The organism is Lactobacillus sp. ESL0785 (assembly GCF_029395455.1).
Lineage (GTDB): Bacteria > Bacillota > Bacilli > Lactobacillales > Lactobacillaceae > Lactobacillus.
Genome location: NZ_CP113916.1, coordinates 346505 through 363769 on the forward strand (window position 1 = coordinate 346505; position 17265 = coordinate 363769).

General features: G+C 36.5%; 14 protein-coding genes. 13 read left to right on the plus strand and 1 reads right to left on the minus strand.

Annotation, left to right across the window (positions count from 1 at the left end):
* The first annotated feature begins 64 nt into the window (after positions 1-64).
* From lacB to OZY43_RS01765, 12 genes are all read left to right on the plus strand, one after another.
* Entirely contained in the window at positions 65-583 is a 519-nt protein-coding gene (gene lacB, locus OZY43_RS01710) for a galactose-6-phosphate isomerase subunit LacB (protein ID WP_277166314.1), read from the plus strand.
* 216 nt (positions 584-799) lie between these two features.
* A complete protein-coding gene (agaB, locus tag OZY43_RS01715) occupies positions 800-1291 on the plus strand; it encodes a PTS galactosamine transporter subunit IIB (protein ID WP_277165387.1) in 492 nt (163 codons plus the stop codon).
* Positions 1292-1321: 30 nt separating this feature from the next.
* Complete coding sequence (agaC, locus tag OZY43_RS01720) at positions 1322-2125, plus strand: PTS galactosamine transporter subunit IIC (RefSeq protein ID WP_277165389.1); 804 nt, start codon at positions 1322-1324, stop codon at positions 2123-2125.
* Positions 2115-2924: a PTS galactosamine transporter subunit IID gene (gene agaD, locus OZY43_RS01725; protein ID WP_277153275.1), complete on the plus strand. Its 810-nt coding sequence runs from the start codon at positions 2115-2117 to the stop codon at positions 2922-2924. Before agaC ends, agaD begins: the two co-directional genes overlap by 11 nt.
* A gap of 23 nt (positions 2925-2947) precedes the next feature.
* Complete coding sequence (locus OZY43_RS01730; RefSeq protein ID WP_277165391.1) at positions 2948-3385, plus strand: PTS sugar transporter subunit IIA; 438 nt, start codon at positions 2948-2950, stop codon at positions 3383-3385.
* Between the two features lie 62 nt (positions 3386-3447).
* Positions 3448-3909: a hypothetical protein gene (locus OZY43_RS01735; protein ID WP_277165393.1), complete on the plus strand. Its 462-nt coding sequence runs from the start codon at positions 3448-3450 to the stop codon at positions 3907-3909.
* Positions 3910-4189: 280 nt separating this feature from the next.
* Positions 4190-4906: a GntR family transcriptional regulator gene (locus OZY43_RS01740; RefSeq protein ID WP_277165395.1), complete on the plus strand. Its 717-nt coding sequence runs from the start codon at positions 4190-4192 to the stop codon at positions 4904-4906.
* Between the two features lie 26 nt (positions 4907-4932).
* Positions 4933-6102, plus strand: a complete 1170-nt coding sequence (locus tag OZY43_RS01745; RefSeq protein WP_277165397.1) for an SIS domain-containing protein — start codon at positions 4933-4935, stop codon at positions 6100-6102.
* Between the two features lie 187 nt (positions 6103-6289).
* The gene (locus OZY43_RS01750; RefSeq protein ID WP_277165399.1) at positions 6290-6778 is read left to right on the plus strand and encodes a PTS sugar transporter subunit IIB; all 489 of its coding nucleotides are present in this window, start codon (positions 6290-6292) and stop codon (positions 6776-6778) included.
* 11 nt (positions 6779-6789) lie between these two features.
* Positions 6790-7692, plus strand: coding sequence for a PTS sugar transporter subunit IIC (locus OZY43_RS01755; RefSeq protein WP_277165401.1), 903 nt, complete (start codon positions 6790-6792; stop codon positions 7690-7692).
* Positions 7679-8494, plus strand: a complete 816-nt coding sequence (locus tag OZY43_RS01760; protein ID WP_277165403.1) for a PTS system mannose/fructose/sorbose family transporter subunit IID — start codon at positions 7679-7681, stop codon at positions 8492-8494. The genes OZY43_RS01755 and OZY43_RS01760 overlap by 14 nt, the downstream gene beginning before the upstream one ends.
* A 21-nt stretch (positions 8495-8515) precedes the next feature.
* Positions 8516-8917 carry a PTS sugar transporter subunit IIA gene (locus OZY43_RS01765; RefSeq protein ID WP_277165405.1) on the plus strand — a complete coding sequence of 134 codons (402 nt, stop codon included), beginning with the start codon at positions 8516-8518 and terminating at the stop codon, positions 8915-8917.
* A gap of 72 nt (positions 8918-8989) precedes the next feature.
* Here the strand turns inward: OZY43_RS01765 and OZY43_RS01770 are convergent, their stop codons facing one another.
* Positions 8990-11011 carry a hypothetical protein gene (locus OZY43_RS01770; RefSeq protein ID WP_277165407.1) on the minus strand — a complete coding sequence of 674 codons (2022 nt, stop codon included), beginning with the start codon at positions 11009-11011 and terminating at the stop codon, positions 8990-8992.
* Positions 11012-11237: 226 nt separating this feature from the next.
* Here OZY43_RS01770 and OZY43_RS01775 point away from each other — a divergent pair, with 226 nt between their 5' ends.
* Positions 11238-17165 (plus strand): Rib/alpha-like domain-containing protein, encoded by a 5928-nt coding sequence (locus OZY43_RS01775; RefSeq protein WP_277165408.1) that lies wholly within the window; start codon positions 11238-11240, stop codon positions 17163-17165.
* Positions 17166-17265: the final 100 nt, after the last annotated feature.

Sequence of the window (17265 nt, forward strand, 5' to 3'; positions counted from 1 at the left end):
TTTGCAGATGTTTGATAATGATAGACCACAACCAGAATTTATTGATCCTAAAATTGATAAGCACATGGTAATTGCTTTGGGTAATGACCATATTGTTACTCCAGTAAAAATGGCTATTTCTGATCATTTAAAAGAAGAGGGCTACCAAGTTATTGATGAGGGTACCCATGATAACACTAGAACTCATTACCCAATGTATGGTAAAAGAGTTGCTGAAGATGTAGCTGATGGCCGTGCAGATCTGGGTGTTGTTCTTTGTGGTACAGGAATAGGTATTTCAACCGCAGCGAATAAAAATGAAGGTGTTCGTGCTGCCATGGTTGGCGATGTTGCTCAGGCTGAATATGCTAGACGCGAATTAAATGCCAATATTTTGGGATTTGGTGGAATTGTCCTGGGACGTGATTTCATTTTTGATATTGTAGACTCATATCTGAATGCTAAATATGAACCATCTGATGCTAATAGAAAACTTATTGATAAAATAGATCATATTGCTATACCAAATCCGGATCAAAAAGATAATGTTCACTTTTTTGATGAAGAAAACAGAAAATGGTCCGAAGGTGTATATCACGACTAATTTAGAATAAATAAAAATAATAGAATTTAATCGCACACGAAAAAAGCAACTCACTGACTATGAGCTGCTTTTTTTATATTTATTTTAAAAAAGCGCTTGCAATAAATAGAAAATGAAGTAAAATTATCATATAAAGCGAACAAAAACGAACAATTTTAATCTATTTTGAACATAGCTTTTGTATTACTTTAAATAGTGAATGAAAGGAGAACTAATATGTCTGCAGATATTGTATTTACTAGAATTGATAATCGATTGGTTCACGGACAAGTGGGGGTTAGCTGGACAAAAGCTGTTGGAGCAAATTTAATTGTTGTTGCAAATGACCAAGCAGCTCAAGATCCATTACAGCAAAAGTTAATGTCTGTTACAGCAGATAGCTCAGGTGCTGGAATTAGATTTTTTACTATTCAGCACACTATTGACATTATCAATAAAGCTGCTGCAAGACAACATATTTTTATTGTTGTCAAAACTCCTGCTGATGCGCGGAAATTAATTGAGAATTCTGTTCCTATTAAGCAGGTTAATGTTGGAAATATGCATCCTCAAAAAGGCAAGGTTGAAATTTCCAAAAAAGTTTATGTAGATCAGCAGGATAAGGATGATTTATTAGCAATTGCAAATTTTGGCGTTGATATTTTCATTGAAGATTATCCTGGTGATAGGAAATATCCTATTACACCTGAACTTCTTGCTAAGGTTTAAAAATTCATAGTATGAAAGGAGTGAAGTAATATGGCTATCACATTCACACAAGGTGTTTTAATTGCAATTTGGGCAATGATAGCAGGATTAGATTGTTGGCTGCAAGCATTTTATATTTTTAGACCTATAATTGTATGTACTATTACTGGTTTAATTTTAGGTGATTTGCGGTTAGGTGTTATTGCTGGTAGTTTGACTGAACTAGCATTTGCGGGATTAACTCCTGCCGGTGGGACACAACCGCCTAATACTGTACTTTGCGGTATTATGACTGTTGTTATTGCAGCAATGAACAATATTTCTCCAACTACTGCAATTGGTTTATCATTACCATTTGCAATGCTTATGCAGTATATATTGTTGTTCTTCTATTCAACATTCTCATTATTTTTATCTAAATTTGATAAGTATGCTGAAGAAGGTAATGCCAAGGCTTTTAAGCGCTTGAATTATATTCCGTTAATTATTGTTACTGTTTCATTTGGTATTGTTGCATTCTTGAGTGCTTATGCAGCTCAAGGACCAATGAAAGTATTAGTAAATTCAATGCCACATTGGTTAACACATGGTTTTGAATTAGCCGGAGGTATGCTTCCAGCAGTTGGTTTTGCAATGTTACTAAAGGTTATGTTAAAGGGTCAATATTTATCATATCTAATTTTAGGTTTCGTAATGGCATCAATGATTCCATTCTCAAATGTTTTGCCAGTTGCTTTAGTTGGTGTCGTTTTTGCAATGATCGAATTTTATCATAATCGTGACCAAGCAAAATTAGAAACTAAGATTTTAAATGATCAACGTAATTCTGCAGGAGGTATGGACGATGGCATCTAACAGTAAAGAAAATAAAGATAGCATCTTTACTAAACATGAAATATCGATGTTGGGAATTCGGTCTAACTTAGTTCAGGCTTCCTTCTCATACGAGAGAATGCATGCACCAGGTTGGACATGGGCACAATTACCATTTTGGGAAAAAATATATAAAGATGATCCTGAAGGGTTAAAAGCCGTAATGACCGATAATATGGAATTTATTAACAGTTCACCGCCTTTGTATCCTATTCTGATGGGCTTACTGTTAACGATGGAAGAAAAGCACGTAGATCGTGCTACTATCAAAGGTTTAAAGAATGCAATCTTTGGTCCAATGGCAGGAATTGGTGATGCAATTTTCTGGTTTACAATTATGCCAATTGTGGGTGGTATTAGTGCATCTATTGGTAAAGATGGTAATGTATTAGGACCAATTCTATTCTTTCTTGTATATTTGTTCCTATTTTGGAGCAGAATTCCTTTAGCTCATTTAGGATATAATTTAGGGACTAAATCAATAGATGTTATTCAGGATAATTCCACAATTATTTCTCATGTTGCTTCTATTTTGGGCTTGACTGTAATTGGAGCATTAATTGCCAGTTACGTAAAAATGTCTCTAACTGTAAAGATTAGTGCTGGTAATTCAGCAATTAGCTTACAGAAAGCTTTACTAGACAAAATTTTCCCTAATATTTTGCCATTTGCATTCGTATTTTTGCTATATTGGTTATTGAAGAAAAATATTAATCCAATTTGGTTGATAGTTATTACATTTGCTTTGGCAATTGTAATGGCAGCAATTGGTTGGATGTAATAATCTTCTATAGGAGACGCATAGTGAGTAAAGTTAAAGTAATAGTAACAGGCCACGGTTTGTTTGCTTCTGGTATTAAAGGTGCTTTAAAATTATTAGCTAAAATTCCCGATAATTGGTTTTTTATTGATTTTTCTGAAGGCATGAGCGATACAGATTTAGAAAAGCAATATACAAAAATTATCAATTTTGATCAAGATCAAGTGCTATTTTTTACAGATCTAGCTGGTGGTACTCCATATAAAGTTTCTGCGACTTTATCGACTAAAAGTGCTGGAATTTCAATTGTTTCCGGTGGAAATCTCGGTTCGTTATTAGAAACTTTGTTCACGGATTATGATAATGCAGCTGAGTATGCACGAGATATTGTGGAAATTTCTAAAAAGGGAACACAGATTTTTTCGCTAAATGACATAAAATCTACTAATCAAAATCAAGATATTGATAGTGATGGTATTTAAGTCAAATCATTATAAGAGGCATGACCATTCATGCCTCTTTTTATAGAGGAGCAAGTATTAGTATGACGATTGGTATTTGTCTTATTTTACTTAGTTTTGTAATAATGTTGTTGTTACTTGTATTACAACGCAAAAAATATTTTTATATTGGTAATTTTGTCAATAATGATGATGGTCTAGTAATTAAATTATCTGAAACGGGACGTTATATTATCAATAAAACTATCTTAGGTAACAAAGTTAGTAAACAAGCAGTTTTTCAAATTGAAGAAGGAAAATATTCAGTGAAAGATAATACAATTAAACTTGTTCCTGATAATGCAATTAAATATTATTTCCACAATGTCAATCAGCTTATTAGAAATAATTGGTTTAATAGTGAAAAAATGCAACTTTCATCTTCTATTATTACCATTAAAAAAAGCAAATTAATAATGAATAATAATGAGTTACAAAAATTTTTAGGTGGAAAACTTGTAACGTTAAGGAATTTCAATAAAGTTTCAAAAAATAGTAGTACTTAAGTCATGTATAACATTGAATATGTTAAAATCGCTAATTATATATGTAATCGATTGCAATGAACGATAGCTGTATTTCAATAATCGTGAACTAAATAGATGGATTAGTACTATTAATTAGACAAAACCGCAAATCGTAATTTGGGTAAATGAGCTCAAGTTAGGAATTGCGGTCTTTTTTGTGAAAAAGATAATAAATATTATTAAAATACTCATTGAAAACAAGTACTGTCTTTGCTAAAATTTAAAGTGGTATCAACCAGTTATAAAGGAGATGCTGCTAATGCAAAAACCATTATATCGACAAGTAATTTCAGATTTAGAGATGAGAATTAGTAAATTAAAAGCTAATGATAAATTACCAAGCGAGCGAAAATTGTTAATGCAATATGGTGTTAGTCGTAACACTATTAGGTTGGCATTACAAGACTTAGAGCAAAGAGGACTAATTTATCGGCTGCATGGTAAAGGAACATTTGTTTCAAGTATGTATCTTGACCAACCGAATATCGGCGGGATGTATTCTTTCTCTGAAGAAATAAAGCGTGCCGGACAAAAGGCAACAACTAAAAATCAGAGTTTAGAGTTAGTAACGCCAAGTGAGCAAATTGCGAAACAATTAAATTTAGTAAGTGATGAACAAACTTACAAGCTTGTTCGTATTCGATTGGCAAATGATGAACCGCAGATTTTTAGTACAACTTATTTACCGAAAAAACTTTTTCCAGATCTTAAACTTAGCGATTTGCAAGCTGACACTCTTTATAGCGTATTAAAAAGCAAATATAGTCAACTTAGTGTTATGGCGTTTGAGGATGTCCAGGCTGTAAACCTGTCAGCCACGGAAAGTAAGTTTTTAGCAGAAAAAGCTGGTGCAGCTAGTTTAAAAATCTATCGTAAAACAATTAATGATAAAAATGTCCCAATTGAATTTACGATTTCACTGGCTCGTAGTGATAAATTTATTTATCGATCAAAGCAATATAATCATTTTCTTTAATTTAGTGAAAGGTAGGAATTAGTGAAATGTTTTCAAAAACAGATGAAGAATTAGAACAAATTAGTGCCAAGATTACGACGCGTGAGATTCAGCAGCAACCTGATTTGTGGCAGGAAACTTGGTCAATTTATCAAGAAAAAAAGGCAGAAATTCAGGCTTTCTTAAGTAAAATTAATCAAAAATGGGGCAAAGTACGAGTAATTTTTACCGGTGCTGGTACGAGTGCGTATGTTGGTAATATGGTTATGCCGTATTTGCAACGTCATGGTGACCGGACTAAGTATAATTTTGAAGCAATTGATACAACTAAAATTGTTTCGACGCCGCAAGATTATCTCGAAAAAGATACGCCGACAATCTTAGTTTCTTTTGCGCGCAGCGGTGATTCACCAGAGTCGGTTGCCACAGTTGAACTTGCTAAAAAATTAGTTAAAAATTTATACCAAATTGCAATTACTTGTGCTCCTGAAGGCCAACTAGCTAAGGATCTAGAACATGATCCTTCAGGGCTAGTTGTATTAACACCAGCTAAGTCCTTGGACCAGGGCTTTGCAATGACTGGTTCATTTTCATGTATGAGTTTAACAGCTCTGTTGATTTTTGATACTTTGGATAATCAATGTAAAGAAAAAATTATTGGTGAGATCGTCCAAATGGGTCAAAGTGTCGTTGACCGTGAAGCAGAAATTCAAGCAATTGTCGATACGAATTTTGACCGGATTACTTATGTTGGTAGTGGTGCTTTAGGCGGTTTAGCTGAAGAAACTCGGTTAAAGATTTTGGAATTGACTGCTGGAGAAGTTGCGGCATTATTTGATACTTCAATGGGCTTGCGTCATGGACCTAAATCATTTTTAGATAAGAAAACGATTGTCTTTGATTACGTTTCTAACGATTCATATACTAGACAGTATGATTTAGATATTTTGAATGAGATTAAAGGTGATCAAATCGTACCGTTGGTGATGGCTGTTGGTCAAGAAAAAGAAGGCCAAAATTTTGCGGGTAAATCCTTTATCTTTAAGGCAGATGAACTATTACCTGATGCCTATTTGGCCTTGCCTGATGTGATGTTTGGTCAAACAGTTGCCTTGCTTACCTCAGTAAAGGTTAATAATAAGCCAGATACGCCATCACCTACAGGAACAGTTAATCGGGTAGTTAAAGGTGTAACTATTCATAAATTTAATGAATAATATTTAATCTCAAGGAAGGTGTTTTTATTTTAAATACCTTCCTTTTTCTGTTTTTGCAAGTTACAGTTGACAAAAAGTGGTAGGTACCTTATTATATTCATTGAAAGCGCTTTATAAATAATGAATTTAGTATTTATCATATCGGTTCCACATAGCTGAAGCCTGTTATGTTTTGGAGGTACGTTATATGAATATTGTGGGTGCAAGAATCGATGAACGATTAGTGCATGGTCAAGTTGCCAATCTTTGGACACCTAAGTTGCAGGTAGAACGCATCATTGTACTTGATGAAGCTGCCGCGAAAGATGATATCCAAAAGAGTGGGTTAAGAATGGCCACACCAATGACAACACGATTAAGTGTTTTACCAACCGCAGTTGCTGCAGACCATTTACTAAAAAATCGTTACGGTAATCAGAGATTATTTCTTGTTGCTAAGCGACCAGAGAAGTTTTTAGATCTTCTTAATTTGGGAGTTAAACTTGATTTGATTAATGTTGGTAATATGTCTAAACGCGATGACACAACTGAATTAACTAAGCAAGTTAACATCAATGAAGAAGATGTCAAGCTGTTTAAGCAGATAGCTGGTCAAGGTGTTAAGTTGATTGCTCAAGTAAATCCTAGTGTTGACGCACGGGATTTTATGAAACTAATTGATGAAAAGATGAATTAGGAGGTAGAAAAATGGCTTGGTGGCAAATATTACTGCTGACGTTATATGCGGGTCTAGAAATTTTAGATGAATTGCAAATTTATTCAGCATTAAATACACCCGTTGGCGCTGGATTAATCGCTGGTTTAATTATGGGCAATATGCCTACAGGATTATTTATTGGTGCTTCAATGCAGTTGATGGTTTTAGGTGTTGGTACTTTTGGTGGGGCGTCAAGAATTGATGCGACTACTGGTACGGTTTTAGCAACTGCCCTTTCAGTTAGCATTAAGGGTATGAGTCCACAGGCCGCAATTTCAGCAATTGCAGTTCCGGTTGCGACAATCATGGTTGAGTTAGACGTCTTAGCTAGATTTGCCAACACGTACTTTTCACACAGAATTGATCATTTGATTGATCAAGAACATATTAACTATAAGGCTGTTGAGAGAAATGTCTTGTATGGTGCTCTGCCATGGTCATTATCTCGTGCCATTCCGGTTTTCATTGCTTTAGCTTTTGGTCGAGGATTAGTGCAAACAATTGCTAATGCCTTGAATGGTAACTTGCTCTGGTTAGGTCAAGGTTTAACTGTTGCTGGTGCAACATTACCAGCAGTTGGGTTTGCTATTTTACTACGCTACTTACCAATTAAAAAGCATGCAGCTTACTTGATTTTGGGCTTTACTATTACAACATTGTTTTCAGTTTTATTCAGCAGTATCCAAGCATTGGGTGTTGGTGTAACTGCAGTTAACAAGAGCTTCACGAGTGTCTTCAATGGCCTACCAATGTTAGCTATTGCGTTGATTGCCTTAGCTTTGGCAATGTTACATTACAAGAATATTCCAATTAATAACAATACTACACAAAGTAAAGAAACAAGCTCAAATGTTAATAATGACGAAGGAGAGATCACTGATGACGAACTCTAAACCAAGATATAAGTTAACTGATAAGGACTTTAACCAAATTAACCGGCGGTCACTATTTGGCTATCAACTGGGCTGGAACTACGAAAGAATGCAGAATAGTGGTTATTTGTACACAATTTTGCCGCAATTACGGAAAATTTATGGCGATGACAGTCCTGAGTTAAGAGAAATGATGAAAACGCATATGCAGTTCTTCAATACTTCTAACTTCTTTAACACAATTATTACAGGAATTGACCTTGCAGTTGAGGAAAATGAAGGAATTAAGGGCAAGGATACGGTTACAGGTATGAAGGTCGGCTTGATGGGCTCGTTTGCCGCAATTGGTGACTCAATTTTTGCGTCACTAATTCCAACAATTTTTGGTGCCTTAGCTGCTTCAATGGCCCACGAAGGTAATCCAATTGGAGTTATTATTTGGGTAGTTGCCTCCCTATTAATCTGTGTCTTTCGTTGGAAGCAATTGCACTTTGCCTATAAAGAAGGGGTATCTTTGGTTACAGATATGCGTGATCAATTAAATGCCTTAACTGATTCAGCTACTGTAATGGGGGTATTCATGGTTGGTGCGTTAGTTGCCACGATGGTTAACATTAAGTTTGGCGTACCAAAAATTGGTCAAGTTTCGATGAATATTCAAAATAATTTGGATATGATTATTCCTAAATTGTTGCCAGCTGCTGTAGTCGCCTTTGTTTATTGGTTACTTGGTAAGAAGGGTATGACTTCAACTAAGGCAATTTTGATTGTACTAGTTTTGTGTATTGTTCTTGGCGGTACTGGTATTATCGCTAAAGTTTAGTAATTGGAGAAAGAACTTTTAATGGCAGAGAAAGAATTAATTTTAATTAGTCATGGTACGATGGCTACAGGCCTAAAGGATAGTGCAGAGTTAATTATGGGTGAACAAGAACATGTTCATTCCGTGTGTTTATTGCCTGATGAAAGTCCAGACGATTTTAAGAAAAAGTTTACCGAAGCAATTGCAGGAATGAACATTAGCGATATTACTGTTTTTGCCGATTTAATGGGTGGTACGCCAGCTAATGTCGTCAGCCAAATGATTATGGGTGGACAAAAGCTGCAATTAATATCAGGCATGAACTTGCCATTAGTTATTGAATGGCTTAACAGTCAAATGAATGGTAATGACTCTGATTATATTACTGCTGGCAAAGCGGGCATGGTTAATATTACCGAAATGCTCGCTAACATGAAGAAATAAAATATTTATTACATAAAAACACCGTAAGATGATTAATCTTACGGTGTTTTGCTATCTGAAATCCAACTAACTTTAATCAAATATTAGTTGGATGGTTTCTAACGGCTTGAGTTCTTCGTTAATAATAGCAATGCCATCTTTAATATTTATTGGTACTTGCTTTGCACTGACTGTTTTGCCTTGTTGACGAATAATTGTGGCATGAGTATTGCTTAGCGGCTTACTAAGGTGCCACCGAATTTGGTGATAGGCATCTAAAGTAAAGTTTGCCAGCCAAGCAAGATGACCGTCATTTTGAATATTTAATTTAACATTAGGCATGGCAATTAAGTAGTCAATTGAGACGATACTAGCTAGCATTTGCTGCAAAAGGCCTTGTTTATAAGTTGTAAATTGTGCTTCCCAACCGTGTTTGGGGTCCTGATCAATTGGCAGTACGATAATGTGCTGATCAATTACTGCCATCATATTACCCAATTCCTTATCAGTTGAGTTATATGCTTTAGACCAAACGACAACATCACTATTTTCATCGTAATCAAGCTTTAGGTAATTACCGGTATGCTGCAACATCGTAATACGAGGATTCTGTACACCGTCAACAATGCAGCCATCTGCTTGTTCAAATGATTGATATGCTGAACGAACCTTGTGCCATTCAGCTTGTTTGATATGCAGCAGGTCACCTAATCCACGTTCAACTAGTACATTAATGCTTTCACCATCAAGAATCACCGTATTATTTTGAATTAGGTTGGTGATTCTTTGATTAGAGAAATTGCGTAGCAGCTGTCCAGCAATTGCAATGATTTGATTGTGCAGTTGAGTTTGATTATTGACTGGCAGAATGGTAGTTGCAAACCCAAAGGAAGATAGGAGACTGGCCCAATTTTTTTCATGAGGTAGTAATTCTTCGCTCGCAACACCGTTAGTAGTATGGATACTGTAACTAGAGTCTTGGTCGACTAGAATTTTAATACCCCTCAGATGTTCAACATGTAACCTATTTTCTAATAATTTGCTGGCAAAAGGTTTGATTTCAGCTAGTGCTTCTGCATAATGCCATGAATCATTGATGCCATTGCCCATCATATCAAAGAGATTTAATAAAATTCCTTTGCTGCTGACTAGAGCAGTAGTGATTATTTGAAATTTGATAAAAGACAACGACTTGACCAGTGGCGAAAACATATAATTTTCAAGTTCAGGATATAGCTCTGTATTTTCTCCTAAATAACTAGCTGTAACACGGGTATATTCCTCAAATGCCCGTCCATATTTTAAAGGTGCGACTTCGTTATATGCTGGTAAATGCGGTCTAGCTACTTGGGGATGACCATCTCCTGCTTGTGCAGCAAATAATTTTTGCCAGTCGCGACCTTCGATGGCATGCCAATCAGGAAACGACGTCATCTGTGCAAGGTCAGTTTCAGGACTGACTTGGTGTACAGCGTGTTCAATTAAATGTTCATTTTCAATCATCTCTTGCCGAGCTTGATCAAGGTAAATTTTGCGTTCAGGAAGTGGCTTGCCGGGTTTGAGCATATTTTTAACAAAGGTTGCCCGCAATTCAGCTTTGCCTAATTTTTGTTGGTAAAGCTTCATATGGTAATCACAAAAACACATTAATTTTAGTGGGGTATGATTATAATGGCGGAAGTCATCTTCAAGCCATAATCGGCGGGGATGAATACTAGCATATTGAGCATAAGTTTCTGTAATATATTTACGCCAAGTTGGATCTGCTGGACAAGCCATATCTTTTGCTTGGTGACCGTTAAGATCGATGAAAGTTCGAAAACCGATTTTTGGATTGATACTAAAGCCGCGATCTGAATGCATGATGGTAGTCCATGGATTCAAGCTGGTAGTTACACCGATTTCTTGTAATTTTTTTTGCAGGGGTTTAATTGCATCTAGCCACACTTGAGTTTCTTCAGCAGTTAGGTGGCTGTGATTTAACTCTTCACCATTAATGAAGAAAGCTACATCATCTATTTTGCCTTTTTTAACAAAATTAAGTAATTTTTGGTCTTTTGCAGGTGTGTTTGTCCGTGGATCAAGCATATATCTTAGAGTATAAATAAACGCCATAGTGTTCTCCTAATTAATCTGCTAAATGATTAAATATTTATAGCTAAATTTTAGCATAAAATTATTGATAATTTTTGTAATTAAACATAGTAAAAATAAAGATATATGGGTGGACCGTTTTATTTATAAAAGCTATTTATTAAATAACACGTGTAATGTATAATCTGCTTATAAAGCGCTTTCTTTGTAAAAAATAAATATTTATAAAAAGCTAGGAGGTTTACTTATGTCTAGCAGAAATAATTTATTGGAAAGGAAGAAGAGCAGTAGTGATCAAATTGTGAGATGGTCATTACGTCGCTTAAGTACGGGAGCCGCTTCGATTGCCGTTGCTTGCGGTTTTATTTTTGGTGTAATGCAAGCACCACAAGAGGTCTCGGCCAAAACAATTAGTACCACTAAAGTAGGAAAAACCAAGAAGTCTAAATATGTGGTTGAACCAAAGTCGCAATTGAAACGGAAAAAACACTTAGTGACTACTAAGACGAATAAAGTGGTTCAGCCTAAGCAATCTCAAGAACAAGGTGTGGCTGAACAAACTGAAACAACAACTAATGATTCTAATACTGCTGTTACATCTGGAATCGAAAATGTGGTCAAGCAAGACAAGTATTTTGAAGTCACTTATAAGAACGGTCAAGTTGCTAGATTGTACATGTTGAATGACAAGACTTTCCGTTATTATATTGATCCTGATAAGAAATATGATGAACCAGAACAATCTCAAAAAGGATTGAATGCCAAAATCTTGGCAGATGAAGTAGATCCCAAAGGAACGGGTGGTCTGGCAGACACTGCAGTAACTCAGAATAATGACGGTTGGACACTAGCAAATAGCGCAATTTCAATTAATTTTGATAAAGCTGCTGGTACAATGAGTGTTGCTAAGAATGGCAAGACTGTTTTACAAGAAGCTAAACAAGTTGAAGTTGGATCAGGAAGGTCCAGTCAAACTCTTAAAGATGACGGTAAAACGCGTTATTACGGTGGTGGTACCCAGAATGGTAAGTTTAATTTGGACAAGGAAAATGTCAAAATTGCAAATACAAACAATTGGGTAGACAAGGGTGTGTCTTCACCAAACCCATTTTATTGGTCAACCAAAGGTTATGGTGTTGTGCGTTATACTTTCAAACCTGGAAATTATGACTTTGACAGTGAAGGCAACGGTGACATCATTACAACTCACAATGAAGATCGGTTTGATGCAATTTACTTTTTTGATGACTCACCATATGATCTAATTCATGATTATCAAGAATTAACTGGCTTGCCAGCATTAACTCCAATTTATGGCTTTTATGAAGCACATTTAAACGCTTATAACCGTGATTATTGGGTTAAGATGCCTAAAGGGACTAGTGGCGCTATTAAATATCCAGATGGAAACTATTATGTAGAATATCAGCCAAGTGCTTTACCAAGTGATAAGAAAGACTCGGCGATTCGTGAAACTTTGAATGGTGATAAGGGAGAAAATGATCCTAGCTACCAGTTCAGCGCGCGGGCAGTAATTGACCAATATCTTAAACACGACATGCCATTAGGCTGGTTCTTACCAAATGACGGCTATGGTGCTGGCTACGGTCAAACTGATACTTTAGCTGGTAATTTAGAGAATCTGAAGAACTTTATCGAATATGCCAATTCTAAGGGAATTCAAGTGGGTTTGTGGACCCAGCAGAACTTGTCACCAGCTGATCCTAATAACCCTAAGCCGTCAGACCGTGACTTTGAAAAAGAAGTTGAAAATGGTGTTGTTGCCTTAAAGACTGACGTTGCCTGGGTTGGTAACGGTTATTCATTTGGTCTAAATGCCACTCAGACTGCTGCTAACATGATTAAGAATATTAAAGGCGATACTTTAAGACCATTTATTATCTCTCTTGATGGTTGGGCAGGAACCCAAAACACAGCTGCAGTTTGGACAGGCGATGAGACTGGTGGTGACTGGGAATACATTCGCTTCCAGATTCCTACTTACATTGGCGAAGGTCTTTCCGGCCAGCCTAACTCAGCTTCTGATATGGATGGTATTTTTGGTGGTAATAACCCAATTATTAATGCCCGTGAATATGAGTGGAAGGCTTTCACGCCAATTCAATTGAACATGGATGGCTGGGGTTATAATCCCAAGAACCCGTATGCTTTTGATGATACTAATCCTGAAGTAACCAAGATTAACCGAGCTTACCTGAAACAAAAGACGATGTTAATGCCGTATATTTACACGATGGCACATGACGCAACTGCCAGCGGTAAGCCAATGGTACGGGCAATGTTCTTAGATTATCCAGATATCCCTGAAGCATATACTGACCTAGTTAAGTATCAATACATGTGGGGTGACAACTTCTTAGTTGCGCCAATTTATCAAAATACCAAGATGGCTGCTAACGGTGATGATATTCGTAATGGCATCTATTTGCCTGATAAAAATCAAATTTGGATTGATTACTATACTGGTAAAGAATATCAAGGCGGTCAAGTAATTAATAACTATACCGCACCATTATGGAAACTGCCATTGTTTGTTAAGGCAGGCGCAATTGTCCCAACCGCTGCGGCAACGAATACTCCTAAAGACTATTTAGCAGGAAGAAATGCCCGTCAATTTGAGATCTATCCAAGTGGTACCACAGAAGCTAGTGTCTATGAAGATGATGGTATTTCAGCACAATACAAGTCAGACAAGAGTGCCGAAACAGAAGTAAAGAGCAGCTTGGATGGAGATAAATTAACGGTAACAGTTTCGCCAACCAAGGGTAGTTACGACGGAATTGACACTAAGAGAACTACTGAATTTAACATTAGAACTAAGAAAGCTCCAAGTGAAGTTAAAGCAACAGTTGGCGGTAAGGAAGTCACCTTACGCGAGGCAACAGACTTGGCAGACTACGAGAAGTCAAGCAATGTTTACTATTATGATGATGCATATTTAACTAATCCATATTTGAAGGAAGTAGGAAGCGGCTTAGAGCAGAGCTTCTTGCGAGTCAAACTAGGGCAAACAGATGTAAGGCAAAATGGCATTGAACTGCGGATTAGCGGTGTTGATGAAACGCCAAATATTAGCAATGGTATTCCTGGTGAAAGTACTGAAGTAAAAGTACCTGCTAATATTGTTGAAGACAAGACGACAACTACTCCAACAACAGTAGGAATTAAATGGGATTCTGTAGATGGTGCTAAAAGTTATAACATTAAGGCTGATGATGTTATCTATACTGGTATTCCAGATACTAGCTTTGTTTTAAAAGAACTAAAACCTAATACTACACATACATTCCAAGTTCAGACTGTTACAGCAACTGGAGTATCGCCTTGGAGTGAAGAACAGAGTTTTTCATCTGCAGAAGATCCATTGAAAGATGCGGTTAAGATTACATATCAAAGTACTACAACTGATATTGGTACAACTGATAAAGATATTTGGCAATCTGGTTGTCCCGTTAAAAATTTATTTGATCAGGACTTATCAACTTTGGCGCACACTAATTGGTACCCACCAACAGGAAAGAATGTTACTCCAATTACCATCAGCACTAAGTTAGATGGTATTACGGATCTAGATAAATTAGTATATGTGCCAAGAGATAATGGTGGTAATGGTAATATTTCGGCTATTGAAGTGTCAACAAGTATTGATGGCCTTCATTGGAATAAGATCACCGCTAGCGCTTCAGGTTGGCAATGGGACAATACTAAAAAAGTACTGAAATTTGCTCCAGGAACAAAAGCATATTATGTTAAATTTACTATTCCTAATGGTGCCACTAGAGGCAATTACTTCTCTGGACAAGAACTTTTACTATATAAGAAGCCTAATTCTGTAGTTTCAGTCCCTGGTGATTTTAATAACGACGGTGTTATTAATGACAATGATCAAACATTTTTATTGAATTATATAGGCGAAACTAAGTATGCCGATAATGACTTTACTGGCTATGTTGAAAATGCTGATTTAAATCAAAATGGTCGAATAGATGCTTTTGACATTAATTACACAATGAGTAAATTAGGCGGAGGAGCACATTTTGCTTCAGACGGCTATGTCATTCCATCAGGCAATATGACGATAAAAACTGATAAGAGCAAGTATAAGAAAGGTGATACGATTACAGTTACTGTACTCGGTAACAAGTTAAGTCACGTTAATGCTTTATCAGCAAGATTACCATATGATAAAGATGAACTAAGTTTTGAAAGTATAACATCTGGCGATTTAACTAATGGAATGGTTAGTTTCGCTAAGGATAAAACTCATTCGGATGGTAATAGTGATGTTAACGTAGTATACAGTAATAAGGGAGAAGCTCCGAGAATAAATATCGGTAATAATTTTGGAATTATTGCAACAATTCAGTTCAAAGCTCTAAAACCTATAAATTGTCATAGTATTTCATTTAAGCTTGATCAACAGTTGTTGGCAAACCAGTTTGCTTTGGAGTATGAACCGGAAGATTCAAATACTGTTTCAGTAGAAGTTAATAGTGAAACCGATGCAGAAACAAATACCCCAAGTGGTCGTGATGTGACGGTTAAAGTAAATGAGAAGCTGCCGGACGCAGACTCGGCGATTATTAATGCCAAAGATCTCCCCGCAGGAACGAAGTATAACTGGAGTAAAGAGCCGGATGTAAGTAAAGTAGGCGATACGACGGGAGAAGTAACAATTACATATCCTGATGGCTCAACTACCAAAGTAACAGTAGTAGTTCATGTTAAGGCAGCGCCAACCGATGCAGAAACAAATACCCCAAGTGGTCGTGATGTGACGGTTAAAGTAAATGAGAAACTGCCGGACGCAGACTCAGCGATTATTAATGCCAAAGATCTCCCCGCAGGAACAAAATATAACTGGAGTAAAGAGCCGGATGTAAGTAAAGTAGGCGATACGACGGGAGAAGTAACAATTACATATCCTGATGGCTCAACTACCAAAGTAACAGTAGTAGTTCATGTTAAGGCAGCGCCAACCGATGCAGAAACAAATACCCCAAGTGGTCGTGATGTGACGGTTAAAGTAAATGAGAAACTGCCGGACGCAGACTCAGCGATTATTAATGCCAAAGATCTCCCCGCAGGAACAAAATATAACTGGAGTAAAGAGCCGGATGTAAGTAAAGTAGGCGATACGACGGGAGAAGTAACAATTACATATCCTGATGGCTCAACTACCAAAGTAACAGTAGTAGTTCATGTTAAGGCAGCGCCAACCGATGCAGAAACAAATACCCCAAGTGGTCGTGATGTGACGGTTAAAGTAAATGAGAAGCTGCCGGACGCAGACTCAGCGATTATTAATGCCAAAGATCTCCCCGCAGGAACAAAATATAACTGGAGTAAAGAGCCGGATGTAAGTAAAGTAGGCGATACGACGGGAGAAGTAACAATTACATATCCTGATGGCTCAACTACCAAAGTAACAGTAGTAGTTCATGTTAAGGCAGCGCCAACCGATGCAGAAACAAACACCCCAAATGGTCGTGATGTGACGGTTAAAGTAAATGAGAAACTGCCGGACGCAGACTCAGCGATTATTAATGCCAAAGATCTCCCCGCAGGAACAAAATATAACTGGAGTAAAGTGCCAGACGTAAGTAAAGTAGGCGATACAACAGGAGAAATAACAATTACATATCCTGATGGCTCAACTACTAAAGTAACAGTAGTGGTTCATGTTAAGGCAGTTCCGGGCAACGAAGTAATAAGTGTGCCAAGCAATAATTTACCAAGTAATGTAAATTCTGACAAAGATAAAAATAATTTGCCAGATAAAGATAAGCAAGTTACTAAGAAAAAAATAATGCATAATGTATATTTGTATGACGGAAATGGAAAGAGAATTACTGGTCAACCGGTTCTTAAAGTAGGAACAATTATTGAAATTCAGGGTATTAAGACAATAAACGCCCAAAAGTTTTATGATTTAGGCAATGGTACATATGTTGCTGCTGGTAATATTGATGGCAAATTACGTAAATTAAAGCATAATTCGTTTATTTACAACAAACGTGGTAAAAAGGTAGGACATAAGATATTACGAAGAAAGAAGCAAATTATAACATATGGTAGTTCTGTAACTATTAAAGGTAAGAAATATTATATTATTGATAAGAACAGGTTTGTAAAGGCAAATAATTTCAGCTAGATCTGTTTACCATGTTGTAATTAATAATTTTTTGAATAATATGGAACTTGGTTGCTTGGCACTTGAAGGCTAAGCAATCAAGTTTGTTGATTTAAGGAAA

Excerpts from the sequence above, each read along its gene's own strand:
- OZY43_RS01770 (WP_277165407.1), bottom strand. The coding sequence starts at position 11,011 with ATGGCGTTTATTTATACTCTAAGATATATGCTTGATCCACGGACAAAC.
- OZY43_RS01740 (WP_277165395.1), top strand. The coding sequence starts at position 4,190 with ATGCAAAAACCATTATATCGACAAGTAATTTCAGATTTAGAGATGAGA.
- OZY43_RS01745 (WP_277165397.1), top strand. The coding sequence starts at position 4,933 with ATGTTTTCAAAAACAGATGAAGAATTAGAACAAATTAGTGCCAAGATT.
- agaD (WP_277153275.1), top strand. The coding sequence starts at position 2,115 with ATGGCATCTAACAGTAAAGAAAATAAAGATAGCATCTTTACTAAACAT.
- agaB (WP_277165387.1), top strand. The coding sequence starts at position 800 with ATGTCTGCAGATATTGTATTTACTAGAATTGATAATCGATTGGTTCAC.
- agaC (WP_277165389.1), top strand. The coding sequence starts at position 1,322 with ATGGCTATCACATTCACACAAGGTGTTTTAATTGCAATTTGGGCAATG.
- OZY43_RS01755 (WP_277165401.1), top strand. The coding sequence starts at position 6,790 with ATGGCTTGGTGGCAAATATTACTGCTGACGTTATATGCGGGTCTAGAA.
- lacB (WP_277166314.1), top strand. The coding sequence starts at position 65 with ATGGTAATTGCTTTGGGTAATGACCATATTGTTACTCCAGTAAAAATG.
- OZY43_RS01750 (WP_277165399.1), top strand. The coding sequence starts at position 6,290 with ATGAATATTGTGGGTGCAAGAATCGATGAACGATTAGTGCATGGTCAA.
- OZY43_RS01765 (WP_277165405.1), top strand. The coding sequence starts at position 8,516 with ATGGCAGAGAAAGAATTAATTTTAATTAGTCATGGTACGATGGCTACA.
- OZY43_RS01775 (WP_277165408.1), top strand. The coding sequence starts at position 11,238 with ATGTCTAGCAGAAATAATTTATTGGAAAGGAAGAAGAGCAGTAGTGAT.
- OZY43_RS01760 (WP_277165403.1), top strand. The coding sequence starts at position 7,679 with ATGACGAACTCTAAACCAAGATATAAGTTAACTGATAAGGACTTTAAC.
- OZY43_RS01735 (WP_277165393.1), top strand. The coding sequence starts at position 3,448 with ATGACGATTGGTATTTGTCTTATTTTACTTAGTTTTGTAATAATGTTG.